14 protein-coding genes are annotated in these 15,794 nt (G+C 66.9%); 8 read left to right on the top strand and 6 right to left on the bottom strand.

The window, feature by feature from the left end; genetic code table 11:
* Positions 1-17: 17 nt before the first annotated feature.
* Together BA895_RS12630 and BA895_RS12635 are read right to left on the bottom strand one after the other, a co-directional pair.
* Positions 18-596 (bottom strand): TerD family protein, encoded by a 579-nt coding sequence (locus BA895_RS12630; RefSeq protein ID WP_070192267.1) that lies wholly within the window; start codon positions 594-596, stop codon positions 18-20.
* Positions 597-914: 318 nt separating this feature from the next.
* The gene (locus tag BA895_RS12635) at positions 915-1,499 is read right to left on the bottom strand and encodes a TerD family protein (RefSeq protein ID WP_070192268.1); all 585 of its coding nucleotides are present in this window, start codon (positions 1,497-1,499) and stop codon (positions 915-917) included.
* A 446-nt stretch (positions 1,500-1,945) separates the two neighbouring features.
* Between BA895_RS12635 and BA895_RS12640 the strand changes: the two genes are divergently transcribed.
* Both BA895_RS12640 and BA895_RS12645 read left to right on the top strand, forming a co-directional pair.
* Entirely contained in the window at positions 1,946-2,293 is a 348-nt protein-coding gene (locus tag BA895_RS12640; RefSeq protein WP_070192269.1) for a transposase, read from the top strand.
* A gap of 799 nt (positions 2,294-3,092) precedes the next feature.
* Positions 3,093-4,775 carry a hypothetical protein gene (locus BA895_RS12645; protein ID WP_139142636.1) on the top strand — a complete coding sequence of 561 codons (1,683 nt, stop codon included), beginning with the start codon at positions 3,093-3,095 and terminating at the stop codon, positions 4,773-4,775.
* Positions 4,776-5,128: 353 nt separating this feature from the next.
* Here BA895_RS12645 and BA895_RS12650 read toward each other — a convergent pair whose 3' ends face one another.
* The 4 genes from BA895_RS12650 to BA895_RS24920 form a co-directional block, all read right to left on the bottom strand.
* Positions 5,129-5,953 (bottom strand): hypothetical protein, encoded by an 825-nt coding sequence (locus tag BA895_RS12650; protein ID WP_070192330.1) that lies wholly within the window; start codon positions 5,951-5,953, stop codon positions 5,129-5,131.
* A 41-nt stretch (positions 5,954-5,994) separates the two neighbouring features.
* Entirely contained in the window at positions 5,995-7,203 is a 1,209-nt protein-coding gene (locus BA895_RS12655) for a cysteine protease StiP family protein (protein ID WP_070192271.1), read from the bottom strand.
* The gene (locus tag BA895_RS12660; RefSeq protein ID WP_371327715.1) at positions 7,200-8,732 is read right to left on the bottom strand and encodes a phosphoribosyltransferase family protein; all 1,533 of its coding nucleotides are present in this window, start codon (positions 8,730-8,732) and stop codon (positions 7,200-7,202) included. The genes BA895_RS12655 and BA895_RS12660 overlap by 4 nt, the downstream gene beginning before the upstream one ends.
* A 258-nt stretch (positions 8,733-8,990) precedes the next feature.
* Positions 8,991-9,263 (bottom strand): HpcH/HpaI aldolase/citrate lyase family protein, encoded by a 273-nt coding sequence (locus BA895_RS24920; RefSeq protein ID WP_175442316.1) that lies wholly within the window; start codon positions 9,261-9,263, stop codon positions 8,991-8,993.
* 443 nt (positions 9,264-9,706) lie between these two features.
* Between BA895_RS24920 and BA895_RS12665 the strand changes: the two genes are divergently transcribed.
* The 6 genes from BA895_RS12665 (at position 9,707) to BA895_RS12695 (ending at position 15,165) form a co-directional block, all read left to right on the top strand.
* Positions 9,707-9,904 (top strand): hypothetical protein, encoded by a 198-nt coding sequence (locus tag BA895_RS12665; protein ID WP_070192272.1) that lies wholly within the window; start codon positions 9,707-9,709, stop codon positions 9,902-9,904.
* Positions 9,905-10,121: 217 nt separating this feature from the next.
* Positions 10,122-11,246: an ATP-grasp domain-containing protein gene (locus tag BA895_RS12670; RefSeq protein WP_070192273.1), complete on the top strand. Its 1,125-nt coding sequence runs from the start codon at positions 10,122-10,124 to the stop codon at positions 11,244-11,246.
* A gap of 313 nt (positions 11,247-11,559) precedes the next feature.
* Positions 11,560-11,739: a hypothetical protein gene (locus BA895_RS12680; protein WP_070192275.1), complete on the top strand. Its 180-nt coding sequence runs from the start codon at positions 11,560-11,562 to the stop codon at positions 11,737-11,739.
* A gap of 56 nt (positions 11,740-11,795) precedes the next feature.
* Entirely contained in the window at positions 11,796-12,629 is an 834-nt protein-coding gene (locus tag BA895_RS12685) for a type IV secretion system protein (RefSeq protein WP_070192276.1), read from the top strand.
* Entirely contained in the window at positions 12,626-14,068 is a 1,443-nt protein-coding gene (locus tag BA895_RS12690; RefSeq protein WP_070192277.1) for an SCO6880 family protein, read from the top strand. Before BA895_RS12685 ends, BA895_RS12690 begins: the two co-directional genes overlap by 4 nt.
* 125 nt (positions 14,069-14,193) lie before the next feature.
* Positions 14,194-15,165 carry an IS481 family transposase gene (locus tag BA895_RS12695; RefSeq protein WP_070192332.1) on the top strand — a complete coding sequence of 324 codons (972 nt, stop codon included), beginning with the start codon at positions 14,194-14,196 and terminating at the stop codon, positions 15,163-15,165.
* Positions 15,166-15,794 lie beyond the last annotated feature (629 nt).

Consider the following 15,794-nt stretch of genomic DNA (forward strand, 5'->3'; position numbering starts at 1 on the left):
TGGCGCCCATGAGCTTTTCAGCCGACGTTGACCCCGTAGTCACGCGCGATGCCTGCCAGTCCGGACGCGTACCCCTGGCCAACGGCGCGGAACTTCCATTCGCCGCCGTGCCGGTATAGCTCGCCAAAGATCATGGCCGTCTCGGTAGAGGCGTCTTCGGTCAAGTCATATCGGGCGAGCTCTGAACCGTTGGCGCGGTCGACGACGCGGATGAACGCGTTCATAACCTGCCCGAACGACTGCCCGCGGGCCTGCGCGTCGTAGATCGAGACGGGGAAAGCAATTTTGTCGACGTTGCCGGGCACGGATACGAGGTTGACGTGGATGGACTCGTCATCCCCGTCGCCCTGGCCATCGAGATTGTCACCAGTATGCTCGACGGAGCCGTCTGGGGAGGTGAGGTTGTTAAAAAAGATGAAGTGTTGGTCGTCGACGACCTTGCCGGCTGCAGTGCACATCAGTGCGCTGGCGTCGAGGTCGAACTGGGCCCCAGACGTGGTGCGCTCGTCCCAGCCGAGCCCAACGGTGACGGCGGTCATGCTCGGGGCCATCTTGGTCAGGCTGACGTTTCCGCCCTTGGACAGGCTTACAGACATTGGTGAGTTCCTTCCTATTGCAGGCCCGAGCAGCCCTGCCGTTTCCCCGGCGCGAACACAGGCACCGTCTGGCGCACCATAGCCGAGTCTCGGCATTAGGTGGGGTGTTTCGCCTAAAGATGCCACATCGTACGTACCCGATCATCCGGGCTTCACTTCGCTCTCTTACTGTCAGCCAAAGCAGCGCAGTCAACACCTTCCTACCTCATATGGCGCTGCTGCGATGGGGGCGGATCCGCCTGAGCCATGCAGCAAGGGTTGAAAGCAGGCAAGACGGTGGCCCGTCCGGAGGCGACGGGCCACCGCTCAAAGTGCGCGTCAGCCGATGTTGACGCCGAAGTCCTTCGCGATGCCGGCTAGGCCGGAGGCGTACCCCTGGCCGACAGCGCGGAACTTCCATTCGGCGCTGTTGCGGTACAGCTCGCCGAACACCATCGCGGTCTCGGTGGAGGCGTCCTCGGACAGGTCGTAGCGGGCCAGTTCGGTCTGGTCGGTCTGGTTGATCACGCGGATGAACGCGTTCCGGACCTGGCCGAAGCTCTGGCTGCGCGTCTCAGCGTCGTAGATGGATACCGGGAAGACGATCTTGTCGATCTCGGCCGGCACCGCCGCCAGGTTGACCTTGATCGCCTCATCGTCACCCTCGCCCTCACCGGTGAGGTTGTCGCCGGTGTGCTCGATGGAGCCGTCCGGTGAGGTGAGGTTGTTGAAGTAGACGAAGTGCTTGTCCGAGGCCACATGGCCATCTGCCTTGACGCCGATCGCGGACGCGTCGAGATCGAAGTCGGTGCCCGTCGTGCTGCGCACGTCCCAGCCCAGGCCCACGGTGACCGCGGTGAGACCGGCTGCCCCGGCCTGCTTCGTCAGCGAGACGTTCCCGCCCTTGGAGAGGCTCACTCCCATGTCAATCCCCTTTGTGTCGAGTAGCAGCGGTGTCGACGCCACCACTGGGTGCTTCCTGATGCTTCGGGACCGCCGTCTGGGCGGCCGCTCGTGAGCGTAGCAGCGGGCTCCGTGCGCGAACTCGAACTGCGTGAGCTGGTGCCGCTGAGGCTGTAATCACCCTGCCTCGGCGGCAATGTTCGCCGAGGCAGGGAGATTTCGATCGGCAAACTCCGATCAGCGAATAAACGAGGCCTCATGAACACTCAGGGTTACGGGACGCTTCAATCAAGCCCGGATCGTTCACGTGTCGTGATCTAAAACCGGTCCCGGACGCGCGAAAGTGCCTGTCACGCAAGGAGATACGGGACTTATCTAGGGTTCAGCACTTCGTTTCGGAGGGCACTTCGCAGGTAGAGCATACGACGTGGGCGTCCGGGTTGTTTGTCGCGGCTGACGGGTCCGGGGTGATCGCCCACGCGGGGAGTGTTGCTACCCGCCTGCTGGCGGACCGGGTCGGGCTGACCGCGGAACTGTCGAGCGCGACCCGGCGGGCCGGCTTCCGGCCAGTGCATGACCGCGGACGGGTGGTGGTCGATGTCGCGGTCCTGCTCGCTGACGGTGGTGAGGCAATCGCGGACATCGACGTGCTTCGCCATCAGGGGCAGGTGCTCGGGCCGGTCGCATCAGCGTCGACGGTGTGGCGGGCGCTGGACGAGCTGACCCCGGCGGCGCTGCGCCGGATCGAGACAGGGCCATCTGTCAGGGCACCGAAACACCACAATTGGCGCGCGCTGCCCTGTCTGTCGGGGTGAGTTAAGGCAAATACGCTGGCGTACTCAGCGAGAAAGACCCCACCCGAGCGTCAGCACCCGCAGTGAGGCCGCGTTCGGCAACTTGGACGAGTTCCGGCGCAGGCGCGAGGTCGATTTCGAAGACGAGGCGTGACATCGAGTAGATCGTGCCGGGGCCCACCGGCAACGGTCCCGGCGTCAGCTCGCCGGGCATGAAGGTCGGGGACTACCCCGGCTTACCTCATGGTCGTAGGCCGCCGCCAAGACTGGCAGCTGCTCCCGGAGGTACCGCCCAAGGTACGACTCGGCAAATCTCGACATCGCCGCGGAGGCCGCGCACGAGAAAGCCGGGTGCATCATCGGCCGGTTCCAGCGAGTCATCTTCCATCCACCTGGTTTCGAGGAAACGACTGGTCGGCGACCGCCGAGGTGACCGGCGCCGACGGGGCTTCCCGCTGCTGCTGGGCGCACCTGCACGATTCCCAAGGGGACCAGCCACTCTCTGCGGCGACCTCGGCACCGACGGCCTGCGCCTGGGCGCGAACGGATTCGTCGGCGAGGAGAGGTCCTCGAAGGGGCTGCCCGACTGATCCGAAGGCATCCGTTCTTCGAGGTGGGGACCAGCTGATCCGCCGGAGGATGCGAACGTTCGGCCCCTCATGGTGCTTTCGTGGAGTCCCGCATCTCCAGTGCAGCGGCAGAGTACCTGCACTACCGTGTGGGAACGGCGCCCGGCCGGTAGCTCCGGGAAGCGTGAGTCCCACCCGGTTCGGGATGACGTAGGAGGGGCTGATGTAGCCCGGGAGCACAGGAGGCGAGCATGCGCATCTCAGGTACCGCGCCGAGGGCACGGACCGCACAGGCGGCGGCCGGCATCATTGTTCTGGCCGGGTCGCTGCTACTCAGCGGCTGCGGAGACGGGCGCAGCACGGATGCGTTTTGCACTGAGCTCAAGTCCGGCATGGGGTCGATCAATGCCAGGTACAAGCAGACCGGCAACGACGGCGTCAAGGCAATTGGCGGTCTCGTGACGAACCTCGGCGAGTTCAGCAGCATGCTGCACAAGCTCGATGAGGTTGCACCGGAAGAGATCAAGTCCGACATGACGCAGTCCGTCAAGGCGTGGGACAGCCAGGTCGGTACCGCGCAGGAGGCGGTAAAGAACCCGCTCGGCGCGCTGGCGGGTGGCCTGATGACAGGTTTGATGAGCTCAGGTTCGATGAGCGCCGTCGACAAGTTCGCATCGGCAAACTGCTCAATGTCCGTGTTCGGCTCGACCGAGCTGTCCGCTCAGCTCGGCAAGGGAACCGCCGCCGGTTCGGTATCTCCTGAAGTCGCAACCCCGGATGCTCTCGCAACTCCGGAACCGGAGACGACGACGACCGAGGTGGCACTCCAACCGGGACAGGTGAAGTCTCCAGGTCGAAACGGCGCGAATGTTGACTTCGTGCGTCGGGGCGGGGTCATCGCTCTGGAGGCAGACGGCGGTCTAGGTGAGCTCGGCCAGACCGACCAAGGCGTTTCGCAGGTCGGTGTCGTGGATGAGAAGACGTTCGAGGTCCAGACCGTCCTGCCCATGTTCGGAAATTGCAGCTGGGCGCTAGCAGCAACCCCGGGCGGCCGACCGCTCATCCTACGGGCCCGGGTCGAGACGACCCCTGCCGCAGGCGTGAACGCTGAGTCGTACCAGGCGTTCGTTGACGCGACCGACGCCCGCACGAACGCCAACGTCTGGAGCACCAAGGTCCCGGGGCATGACGCAACCGACTCGTCATGCCCTGAGTTCGACTTCGCCCAGCAGTTGCTGACACAGACGTCGGACTTCCGGTACGCGTCCATCGGCGGCCGCGCCTGGGACATCACGACAGGCGACCCCGAGGCTGACGTGAAGCAGGAGGTGAATGCGCTCGGGTCATGGTGGCTCACGGGCGCAAACGATGGGTCCGGTGAAGACTGGACGATTCTCGAACCCTCGTCAGGCAAACGCGTCGGCACTATCCCCGGCGAGGTGCTCGTCCCCCAGTGGGATGTGGCCACCTCGGAGAGCTACGCTCCGGTCTGGGAGGACGCCGGGCAGAGCGTCACACTCGTGACGAGAACTAATGACAACGGCGACAATGTCGTCTCCGCTGTCACCCTGCCATCTGGCAAGATCCGGTGGTCACTGCCGAGCACGGTGGAGGCTACGTTTCACGGGATCGACACTCAGACCGGCACCATCTTCGTCGGTAATGCTGCAGTTTCCCCAGCCGGGCATGTCCTGTGGACGGCTCAGGACTCTGTCACCGACTGGTGCGGGGCCAGCGGCGGAAAGGTGTGGGTCCTCGCTGCGACCGCCGCCACCCTCGACGAGAAGACGGGCAAACAGATCGGCTACGCGGACGGGCAGCAGTGCGCACAGGGTGTCAGCGACGGCAGCGTGCGGGTCGACGCGCAGGCGGACTCCGTCTGGTTCAGGACAGAGACTCCCGGCGCGGTGCTTCCTGACCTTCCCGCCAGTTGACACCTTTAGGGCTGGACGCCCTCAAGGGGTTGAAGGTGTCTCGACCCGCCGTCCCGGTTGGCAGGGCCTCGGTTGGGAGGTATCGGACTTCGTGGTCTCCGTTCATGAGGATCCGGCGGCCCCTAGAAAACCTCGCCCCGTGTCGCCGCTGCACGGGCCTGCCCTGCTGCTCGGAGTGGACACAGGTGAGAGTCGTGCGACGCATATTCGTGATGGACAGTGTCGCCCTGCGTCACGGTCAAGTGCCGAGTGGCAAAACCGGTGTGCAGCCCGTCCGGTAGGACCGGGTTCCCATCCGGGATGAGTTAGAGACCCCGTAGATGCGGCAGACGGGTCGTTTCACGGAGCTGTACTCAGACCGCGCGGGTCAGTCTCCGTTCCATTCCCACCTGCTGGAGCAGCCAGGACGCAATCTGCTCACCAGCAGCGACCCCCCTGCTCGCGGTGACTGTCACATGAGGACGCGACCAGCCGGTGTCGTCCAGCTCCCCATGCGCGGGGCGAATCGCGGCGTCCGCGGCCTCCAGCAGTTCCCCATCGAGCAATGAGTCGCCAGCGGCGGCCATCGCGTCAACGCCTAGACGCTCAGCAACCTCGAGTGCAGCCGACGCTTTGCTCAGTGAGTTTGGGACGAGGTACACCTTGCGGCCCTGAATGGACACCCGCCAGCCTCGCTCGGAGGCATAACCATGCAAGTGCTCGAACCACCCGCTTCGCACGTGGGAGCGCCGCACAACGGCGTAGCAGAACAGGTCCGAGGCGTTGTGTACCTTCTCGACGAACAGTTGTCCGTCCCCGGGGTCAGCCATGCGGATCAGCTCGGCGAAGACCTCCGTGTGTGGGGCGGACGCGGTGAGCTTGTTGGATACCGCAACGGTGAAGTCCTCATCCTCTACGCCGTCCACGAGCAAACGTCCGCCGTTCGCGCAGATGGCGTAGCGGGGCAAACGCCCCGGCAGGTGAATCCGGCGGTACTGCGAGACGGTACGTGTGGTGGCCGGCACGAGCATCCCGGTCGCGGTCAGATCGGCCAGGACGCCGGCAGCTGTCTCGGTGATAAACGACAGCGGCCGTCCCTTGTAGACTTCGACGCAGAGCAGCCGAGGTGCGTCCTGGTCCGCGCACTGCAGCATCAGCGCGGCTGGGGAGTAGATCAAGGTGCGGTCCAGGTCGCTCATCGCGGCCACGGACCTGAAGTCGGACGATCGCATGGCCGGCATCATTCTGGGGCCAGCGCCGTGCCGTCCGCGCCGGTCGCGCCGCGAGTGAACTTCGGGTGGATCAGCCCGACGCAGCTGTACTCGAGCCCGGGAACCTCGACAACATCCACGCCGCGCTGCTCTGCTAATAGCAGGATATGCGAGAGCTCTTCGGCTGCGTCCGGGTTGACGAGCACCTTCCACGGAACGCGGCGCAACATGACCCTGGTCGTCTCCCCGACTCCAGGCTTGACCAGGTTGACGCTCCCGATGCCGTACTCCTTACTGAGCCGTTCCACAGTCGACCACCCCGTCCACTGCGGGGTCCGGTCGGACGCGACGAGCACTGGCACGTCAACTCGGACCTGGTCCGCGACGGTGTCGAACTGCGCGACGACAGCGGCGAGGAAGGCGCGCGAGACGTCAACTGGCGCAAGCGCAGCGTAGAACTTGGCCCCGTGGAAGTCGCCAGGTCCGATGAGGTCCTCGTTGAGGACGGTGCGTGACACCAGGCCGGAGACGGTCGAGTTCAGACACGCGGAGGGGATGAGGAAGTCATCGCGGGTGCCGTATATGTTCACGCAGCTGCCGGTGTCGGCCAGCACGGCCATCTCGGACGAGAACGCAGTGCCCAGTGTCGCGTTCACGTCCTTGATGGAGGCAGCGAGCTCGCGGGTGATGGCGCCCTTTCCGGTCCAGCCGTCGATAAACATGACGTTGGCGGGGTCGTGGTGCCGTGCGATGTACGCGAGGGCAACATGGTCGATGCCGCGCCCGCGCACGATCGAGATGGCATAGTGCGGCAGGTTGAGGCTGTGCATGTGCTGAGCCCAGCGGCGCATGAGGACACCGACAGGTGTCCCAGCCCGAGCGAGGGAGACCAAGACAGCGTCGGGGCCGCGGGCAGCAAGGACCAGATCGGTGACGATCCCGACCGCGTACGCGATCTTGCCCGCCGAACGGGCGAGCGCATCGTTGAACAGCTCTTGGTAGTTTGCGCTCGGCAGGTACTCCACCGGCAGGGACTCGGCGTAGTGGGCGCGGCCAGCCTGGACCGCCGCCTCGCGCTCCTCCGTAGGCGCCTCCAGGTCGGCACCGGAAAGGTCCTTGAGCAGCCAGGTGACGTCATCGGCCGCGTAGGACCCGAAGGCGGGGCCAGCCAGCGGACAGCCCGCCGCCCCGGCGTTGTCCTGGCCCGGGGCAGCGGCGGTGTCGCAGGAAGAAGTCATCTCAGGGGAGTTTTCACATTGGGACTGTTCGACGGGACTCGGGCAGCGGGGCGATAGCTCGGCAGGACGACGAGAGCGACCTGGCGCGCGGACGCGGCAAGCTGCGCGAGCAGTCCACCGGGCAGGTGTAGGTCATCCGTGTCCGCGTCTGCGTCGACCACGAGAATGAGAAGGCCGAATCGGGGCTGCACTAAATCATCGGCCGAGGTGAGGTTGTACGCGAAGCGAGGACCGGGCCCGTCAACCGGGTTGTCATGCGCAGGGAAGGCCAGGCGGGTCCGAATCGCGTAGCCTCCGTCATCGACGGGCAGCACGGGCGAGCGTGTCGTAGTCGAGTACGTCACCGCGGCGGACGTGGACGCGGCAAGCGCCTGCGCGAACCGCAGCGGGGCATACATGAGCTCCTCGAAGCCGAGGACGTGCACGCGCTGCCCGGCAGCTACCAGCGGTCTGGCCTGCTGTGCCAGGGTCGCGACTGCTCCATCGAGGACGTGCCGGTCCTCAGGGGTGAAGCCGTGGCGGCCGCCCTCCTTCGCGCCGTCAGGCCAGTCGACGGTTAGCCGGAGTGCGTGTGAGGTGGTGACTGGCACGTTCTGTCCGCCGTTCGACAGACCGGATTCAGTGTCTGCGACGAGTTCCTGACCCCGGGCGAGGACGTCGCTCGGCAGCTCGACGAACCCGGCCGCCAGTGCGACGACGTCGACATGGACGCCGAGGCCGGCCGCGAACCGGGTCATTCGCTCTCGGTCCTCAGTGGAGCGCAAGTCGACCAGCGTGGCGATGACGTAGCGGCTCCGGGGGTGCGTGTCATGCAGTGCCTCGATGGTGTTCAGCGCCGTGGTGCCGGTGGAGAGCTCGTCATCGACGAGCACGAGCGGGCTGCGGCCGACGAGTAGCGCCGGGTCCTCCGGAAGGAGCAGATGGCTGGTGGCGTGACTGTGTTCCTCCTCGAACCCACCAACCGGGCGCACCCCTTCGACGGGGCGCCGAGTCGAATGCAGGTATGGCACCTCGATCGCGTCCGCGACCGCGTGCCCAAGGGCAGTCGCAGTCTCGGCGTAACCCACCACAACGGTCCCAGCCAGCACAGCGCTCGCACCATCGAGGCGCTGGCGCTGCCGCTGGTTCACGTGCCCGAGCAGGTCACCGCTGGCGCTGCGGTCTCCCGCCAAAGCGGCACGGACGAGCGCACCCGTGTGAGCATGCGGGTTCGGTGGTGAGTCGCCGGGTGCGCCGGTCAACAGATCAGCGACCAGCTCACCGAGTAGTCGACCGGAGGCGTACACGAGGTCTGGGTCGGTGGGCACGTGCTTTCCGAGAACGGTGGAGACGAGTAAATGCGCCCGCTTCGGGTTGCGTCGCACGGCGAGGCCGACGAGTTCGTGAAGCTTCACCCCGATGGATGAGGCGCTTGTGATGATGCGAACTGCCAGGGCGTCAGAGACCCAGCGTCCCGTCCAGTCGGTGCGGGCAGAGTCGCTCGTTGCCTGCTGGGTCAGCGGGGGCGCCGGGCTGGCTATGCCCCTCACACCGGCACCTGCCAAGCATGACCACCGGGACGGCCATCAACGTCGCGGGCGTCCATTGCGGTCCCAACTGTTGTGGAGTCCTCCGCGCGCTGGGCTCGGTGACGCCGAACGCGTCGGCGCGACGCGCGGTCTTGAGCGCCCACGCTCGGTACGGGTTGATCTGCGTAATCCTAGTCGCGTAATTGCCCCTACGTTCCCCGCGGCCAACTGCGTCCCCACCGAGGATGTCGGTGGGGACGCTGACGTGCATCGAGTGAATCAAGGCCTTCCCGGTGAGCCCGTTCGCCAGGTCGAGCCTGACCTCACGAATGGGCCCGTTGAATTTGTCTGCAATGCAGTCTTGGCAGACCCGCGCGCGCGATGCTCCTCGAGCGCCGTTGTTCGCAGGTTCGGCTTCCTCAGCCGCTTGGGGTTGGAGAAGTACTCCCCGACCGGGAAGGACACGTTGTACCCCCTTCCTTCGGCATGCCCGAAGATGTTGACGATGTCTCCGACCACCTCACCCACCAGGTTCAAGTCATGGATGACCAAGTCGCGCTGGTTGTGACACAGCCCGCACTTGGCTCAGTCAGTCGCCTCCCATCCACACTGTCAGGCTGCTGTCACAGTGTTTGGCCATGACGGCGGCGCTCCTACGCGGGCATCCTTTTGGGCTTCGCGGTAGGGGCCGGTATTCACTTAGCGCTCCTCAACCCTGTCGCGAACCAGGTCTGGGGTGGACGGCGGCAGAGGATCAACCTCTCGTGTCGCCGATAGACAGGGATTCGTAGATGGATACCCCCTTCGCTGCAAAAGTGAGGTTTCTCACCGGGCGGGGGCCGGGGTGGATTGAAGAACTAATAACACGCGCCTGACTCGCGTATCGCAAGGTGCACACCGAAACCGCTGCCCGCGTTTCGCGCGGGATCCAAGCCCAGCGCAAGGCAGCCGACCGCAGGCCGTGACAGCCGACCGCGACCTGCTAGACCCAGGCCGTGCTCGTGCTGCGCCGGATGGTCGACGCTACCGACATCCACCTGCTGGCCCGGGATGCCAAGGTGAGCCAAGCCAACAGCTTCAGGTACCTGCACGAGGCGATCGACGTCATCGCGGCGCAGGCACCGGACCTGACCGCCGCCCTCGCGTCCGGCCGGGAAGCCGGCTGGGCCTTCGGGTGGGTCCTTCACAGATAAGTGACTGGGCTCCTGGGGGCGTACCGTCATGCTCGATTGTGAAGGGCCCTTTGTGCCCGGCGCGGACGTTTCCCAGTGGCCTTCGCGTCCTCTGACGTGCCGGGTCCGCGCGTCTGCATATGCGGCTGACGTGGCTTGGTCCTCAAGTGGGGTATCGCACGGCCGTGGACGAGGCAAGGGTAACCTCGCCCCGTCCACACTCTCTTGGAGCTCCTCTGTGCTCAACATCTGGTTCAATCGCGCCTACTCGACGACCGCCCTGACCATCGCGTTGCTGCGAGACAACCCCGGCCGGGTGTCGGTCCGGGTCTTCGGGACGCATAAGGACCTTGACTCGCCCGTGATGGGCGCCTGCGATGTCGTCGCCCGGGAACCGGATGAGAGCGTCGTCGGGGATGCGTATGTCGACTGGGCGCTGGACTTCTGTCGGCGGCACGCGGTGAACGTGTTCATCCCGCGGCTTCACCTAGACACGATCTCAGGCGCCCGGGAGCAGTTCACCGCTGCTGGCGTCGCCGTCGTCGCCGGCCCGGCCGGTCCGGCCGCGCTCATGGAGGACAAGGCGGCCGCGTACGCCGATGCGGTGGAGGCCGGCCTCGCTGTCCCGCCGTGGGTGGTCGTGCGCACGGGTGCTGAACTGATCGCCGGCTACGAGCAGCTGCTCCCTCTAGGAGACGTATGCCTGAAGCCGGTCACCGGCGTGGGTGCGTCCGGGTTCCGGGTCTTGACCACGGCGGCGCCCACACTTGAGGAGGTGCTCGCAACCCCGGGCCCGCTCGCACGGTTGCGCGAGGTCGCGGACGTGCTCGACGCGCACCACGCCGCCGGCGGGGTCGTACCTCCTCTGATGCTGCTGCCCTACCTTCCCGGACCGGAGGTTTCCATCGACTGCCTCGCCGACCATGACGGCAACCTGCTCATTGCGGTGCCGCGCACGAAGATGTCCCGGCGCCGCTTGCTCGTCGAGGACCCGGCCGCGGTCGAAGTCGCCCGCTCCATCGTCGGGCGGCACAAACTGCACTCGGTATCGAACACGCAAGTGCGGTATTGGCAGAACCCGCTGACCGACAGCGAGCCCCTGCCGTATCTTTTGGAAACCAACGCGAGGATGTCCGGCGGACTGAACCAGACCGCGCTAGCCGGTGTAAACCTGCCGTGGGCTGCGGTCCAGCTCGCACTCGGGCAGCCGGTAGTCATGGTCACACCCGTCCTCGGGGTCGCCTATTCGATGATGGCCGCCCCGGTCGTCCTCGGCCGCGAGGGAGCACTCCGGGGCTATTCGCAAGGGACAACGTCGGCATCGCGGTCGAGCCGAACCGGCTCTTCACAATTCAGGATGTAGTGGGGTCGGAAGCCGCCGGCCTCAAGGAGGGATCCGGACATGTCAAGTCGGTTGAGACAGCGGCGGTTTACGCGCCGTATCCCTGAACCTCGAGGGCCCGCCGACCCGCCCCACGTGGGGATTCGTCGCGGTCATCGACTATACGGGCATCCAGGTGAGCTGACACGGCCTGCGAAGGTATCGAGCGGCTCAACCCGATCTGCTTACCGGTCAATGCCGCCGAGGCGGCCGTAACGGCCAACAAGTTCACCGACCCTTTCAGCACTATCGCCGGGTTCTTCTCCTCAGCCGCGAACAACGCCACCACCTGGTTGTGGGCTCAGATCACGACGCCACGACCCTTGACCTGCGATCGCCACAGCTGCTGCGTGAGATGACGATAACTGCGTCGATCGCGGCCACCCTCTGCGTCGGCCTCTTCCTCATCGAACTGATCACGGCGACCCTGCGCGGACATCGCGTCCTGCTCAAGCGGGCTTCACCGGCCTACTGATCAGCTTCCTGGGGTCGGCGTTCGCGATCGCGACCACCCGACTCCTGCTCGGTGCCGTGGACGCGCTGAGTAACGGCGTCATCCAGTTCACCCTGGACGCCAACCTCGACGGCCTCGGCGTGAAGTTCGCGTTCGCCAACCTTGCCGGGCTCACGAACCCGGCCGTGGTCATCCTGGTCTCCCTCGCCGTGCTCGCCTCGGTCGTCGTCGTCTGGGCGGCGATGATGATCCGCAAGCTGATGATCCTGCTGTCTGCCGTCCTGGCACCGCTCGCCTTCGCGGGCGCCACCGCCGACTTCACGCGGGGCTGGGTACGAAAGTGGATCGAGTTCACGGCCGCGATGATCGCCTCGAAGCTGCTGCTGGTCATCATTCTCAGCCTCGGCGTCTCCATCCTCAACGGCGCCGGCCAGTCCGGCACGGGCGACGGCCAAACCGCCACCCAGCTCATCGGCGGCTCCCTCATCCTGCTCCTGGGCGGGCTATCGCCCTGGGCCGCGATCCGGATATTCCACTTCGCCGGAGACAGCCTGTACGCCGCTCACTCCGTCGCGCGTCAAAGCGGAGCAGGCGCCCAGTCCGTCATCTCCGGCCCCCAGAAGGTCACCGCCCTCCAGGGCCAGGCCCGCGCCCTCAGCGCCGGGTTCGGGTCCCGAGGCGGGTCCGGTGGCGGGTGGGGCGGTGGGAGCCGGACACCGCCGCCTGTCCCCCGCCCCGCTCTGGCCGGTTGGCCTGCTCCCGCCGGGTCGCCCGTCGGCCCGGGGGGCAGGTCAGAGGCCGGAGGCAGTGCCGGAGGGACCGCCGGAGGGACCGCGCCGTCGGTCCAACCAACCACGTCTGCGACACCACCGAAGCAACCACCGACGAATCCCACCGAGGGCCGACCATGATCGACACGACCAGTCATCTCACTGTCCGCTTCGCCCGGCTGCCCCGCCGGGGGCTCCTGCTGGGCCTGTCTGCGTCGCGGGTGGCCTGCATCGCCCTGGCAGCGCTCGTGCTCATCCCGGCGATGTTCATTGCCAGCACCTTCGGGGCGATCGTCACCGCGCCCCTCTGGGGTGTGTTGGTCGCGCTCGCGTTCGTCAGAACGGGTGGCCGCCCCGCCATCGAAGCCCTGCCCACCTCGGCGCACTTCGGCCTGCGTCGGGCCACCGGGCAGACGAAGTACCGAGCCCGCCCGGCCAAGCCGCGACCGGCCGGAAGCCTTGCCCTGCCCGGTGACGCGGCCGCGATGCGGTTCCTGATAGACGAAACGAGCAGCACGGCGGTCCTGCACGACCCGCACGCCCAGACCCTCACCGTCGCCGCCGTGGTCAGCCACCCGGCCTACGTGCTCCTGGCCCCGGAAGAGCAGGCCAGGCGGGTCCACGGCTGGGGACGGACCCTGGCCAGCCTGGCGCACACGGGCACCGGGACCCGAGTGCAGGTGCTCGAGATCTCGCTGCCCGACGCCGGGCGCGGCATCACCGGCTGGTGGGACACCCACGGGGTCAGAAGCCCCGACCAGTGGGCCGTGCGCGAGTACGAGGCGCTGATGAAGACCGCCGCCCCGGCGGCATCGACCCACCGCACCCTCATCGCGATCTCCCTCGACCTGCACGCGGCCCGCGGCCACATCCGGCAGGCGGGGCGCGGCCTGGCCGGTGCCGTCGCGTTCCTGAGGCAGGAGATGACCTCGTTCGAGGCCAGCCTGCGCGCCGCAGACCTGCGCCTCGTGACCTGGCTCGGCGAGGCTGACCTCGCCGCGACGCTGCGCCAGGCGTACGAACCCGGTTTTGACAAGGAGCGCTTCGTCCCGTGCCGGCTCGAGTCGGCAGGCCCGATGGCCATCGACGAGCAGTGGGATCACCTGCGACATGACAACGCGCACTCCGCCGTCCTGTGGATCAACGAGTGGCCCCGCATCGACGCACCGCCCTTCTTCCTGCACGCGCTCGTGTTCCAAGCCGGCATCCGCAAGACGATCTCGATCACCGCCGAACCCGTCCCCGCCGACGAGGCGATCCGAGAGATCCGCAAAGCCAAGGTCGAGTACGCCACCGAGGCCGCGCAGACAGCCCGGATCGGCGCCCTGGCCGACCTGTCCGACAGTGTCGAGGCCGGCGACGTCCTCGACCGCGAACGCGCCCTCATCGCTGGGCACGCCGACATCCGATTCACCGGGTTGATCGCTGTCACCGCCGCGACGCGCGAGGCCCTTGAGGCCGCCGTCGCGGAGGTGAGCCGGGCCGCGATCCAGTCCGGCTGCGAGACCCGGCGCCTCTACGGGCAACAGGCGCGCGCCTTCATCGCCGCCGCACCCCCCCTGGCCAGAAGGGTCAACTGATGAGCAAGCTTTCTAGGTGTACTGACCACGGACGTTGGTGACACGGGTTCGGTACTGGACATGAGGAAGACCCCCGGGGTGGGGTGGAGCTGTCTGACGGCAACACACCCACCACGGAGGTCTTCATGTCCCACGCTAACGCCCCACTGACCCCGACCGGGCGCCTTCGCCTGGCCCGGTGCATCGTCGATGACGGGTGGCCCCTGCGGCGGGCCGCGGACCGGTTCAACGTCTCGGTCACCACGGCCCAGCGCTGGGCCGGTCGGTACCGCCAGCACGGCAAAGCCGCCATGGTGGACCGCTCGAGCCGGCCCACGTCGTGCCCGCGGCAGCTGGATCGGCGCACCGAACGGTGGATTATGGGGTTGCGGGTCTCGCGCCGCTGGGGCCCGGCCCGGATCGGGTACCGGCTGCGGCTGAACCCGGCGACCGTCCACAAGGTCCTGACCCGCCACCACGCGCCGCGGCTGTCGTGGACCGACCCGGCCACCGGGGCCCGGCTGCGGGCCAAACCCGCGCCGCGACGCTACGAACACGAGGCCCCCGGCGACCTGGTCCACGTCGATGTCAAGAAGCTCGGCCAGATCCCCGACGGTGGTGGGCACCGCATCCACGGCCGGGCCAAGGGCAACCGGATCAAGAAGGCCGCCCGGCCGGGGACCGCGTTCATCCACAACGCCGTCGATGACCACTCCCGCCTGGCGTACGCCGAGATCCTGGCCGATGAGCGCAAGGAGACCGCGTCGGCGTTCTGTGCCCGGGCGAACGCGTACTTTGTCTCGTGCGGGATCACCGTCAAACGGGTGCTGACCGACAACGGGTCTGCCTACCGCTCAGAGGCTTTCGCGGCCGCGCTCGGCCCGGGCGTACACAAACGGACCCGCCCGTACCGGCCCCAGACCAACGGCAAGGTCGGACGGTTCAACCGCACCCTCGAACAGGAATGGGCCTACGCCCGCCCGTACCGCTCCGAGGCTGAACGGGTCGCCGCGTTCCCCAGCTTCCTGCACACCAACAATCACCACCGCGGCCACACCGCACTCAAGGGCGCCTCACCAGCCGAGCGCGTACCCAACTTCTGTGGGCACAACAGCTAGCCGAGTTCGCCCAGGCTCCACGACTTCGGCAGGTTCTGGACGGCCTTGCCCTTCGGCTCGATGGCCTTCCCGCCGCATCAAGCACCGTTGCCCGCAAACGGTCTGCTCTCTACAGTGCGCTGCAGTATGCCGTCGAGGTCGAGCACCTGCAGGCGAATCCTATGGACCGCATTGCTTGGAAGGCGCCCACTCCAGACGGACTTGGTCGATCGCCGCGTCGTCGTTAACCCGACCCAGGCGCGGGGCCTCATCACTGCCGTTCGCACGATCTACCCCTCGCTAGAGGCCTTCTTCGCGTGCATCTACTACGCCGGTATGCGGCCGGCAGAGGTGAGGCACCTCAGCACGACGGACCTTCATCTTCCCGAGGACGTCACCGAATGGGGCACTCTGACCCTCGACGGCTCCACGCAGACGGCCGGCCGAGCATGGACCGACTCCGGGAGTCCGGACGAAGACCGCGCACTCAAGCATCGTGCACGCCGAGCCACCCGGGACGTTCCATGCCCGCCCGAGCTCGGACAGGCCCTTCGGCGACACCTCGCGTCGTTCACCCCTGGAGTCGGAGGGCGGTTGTTCGTGACTCGCGTGGGTAGTGCCGGAGTACCGGTGAGCCCTCCCTACGCGAC

It is taken from the genome of Humibacillus sp. DSM 29435 (assembly GCF_001758225.1).
GTDB lineage: Bacteria > Actinomycetota > Actinomycetes > Actinomycetales > Dermatophilaceae > DSM-29435.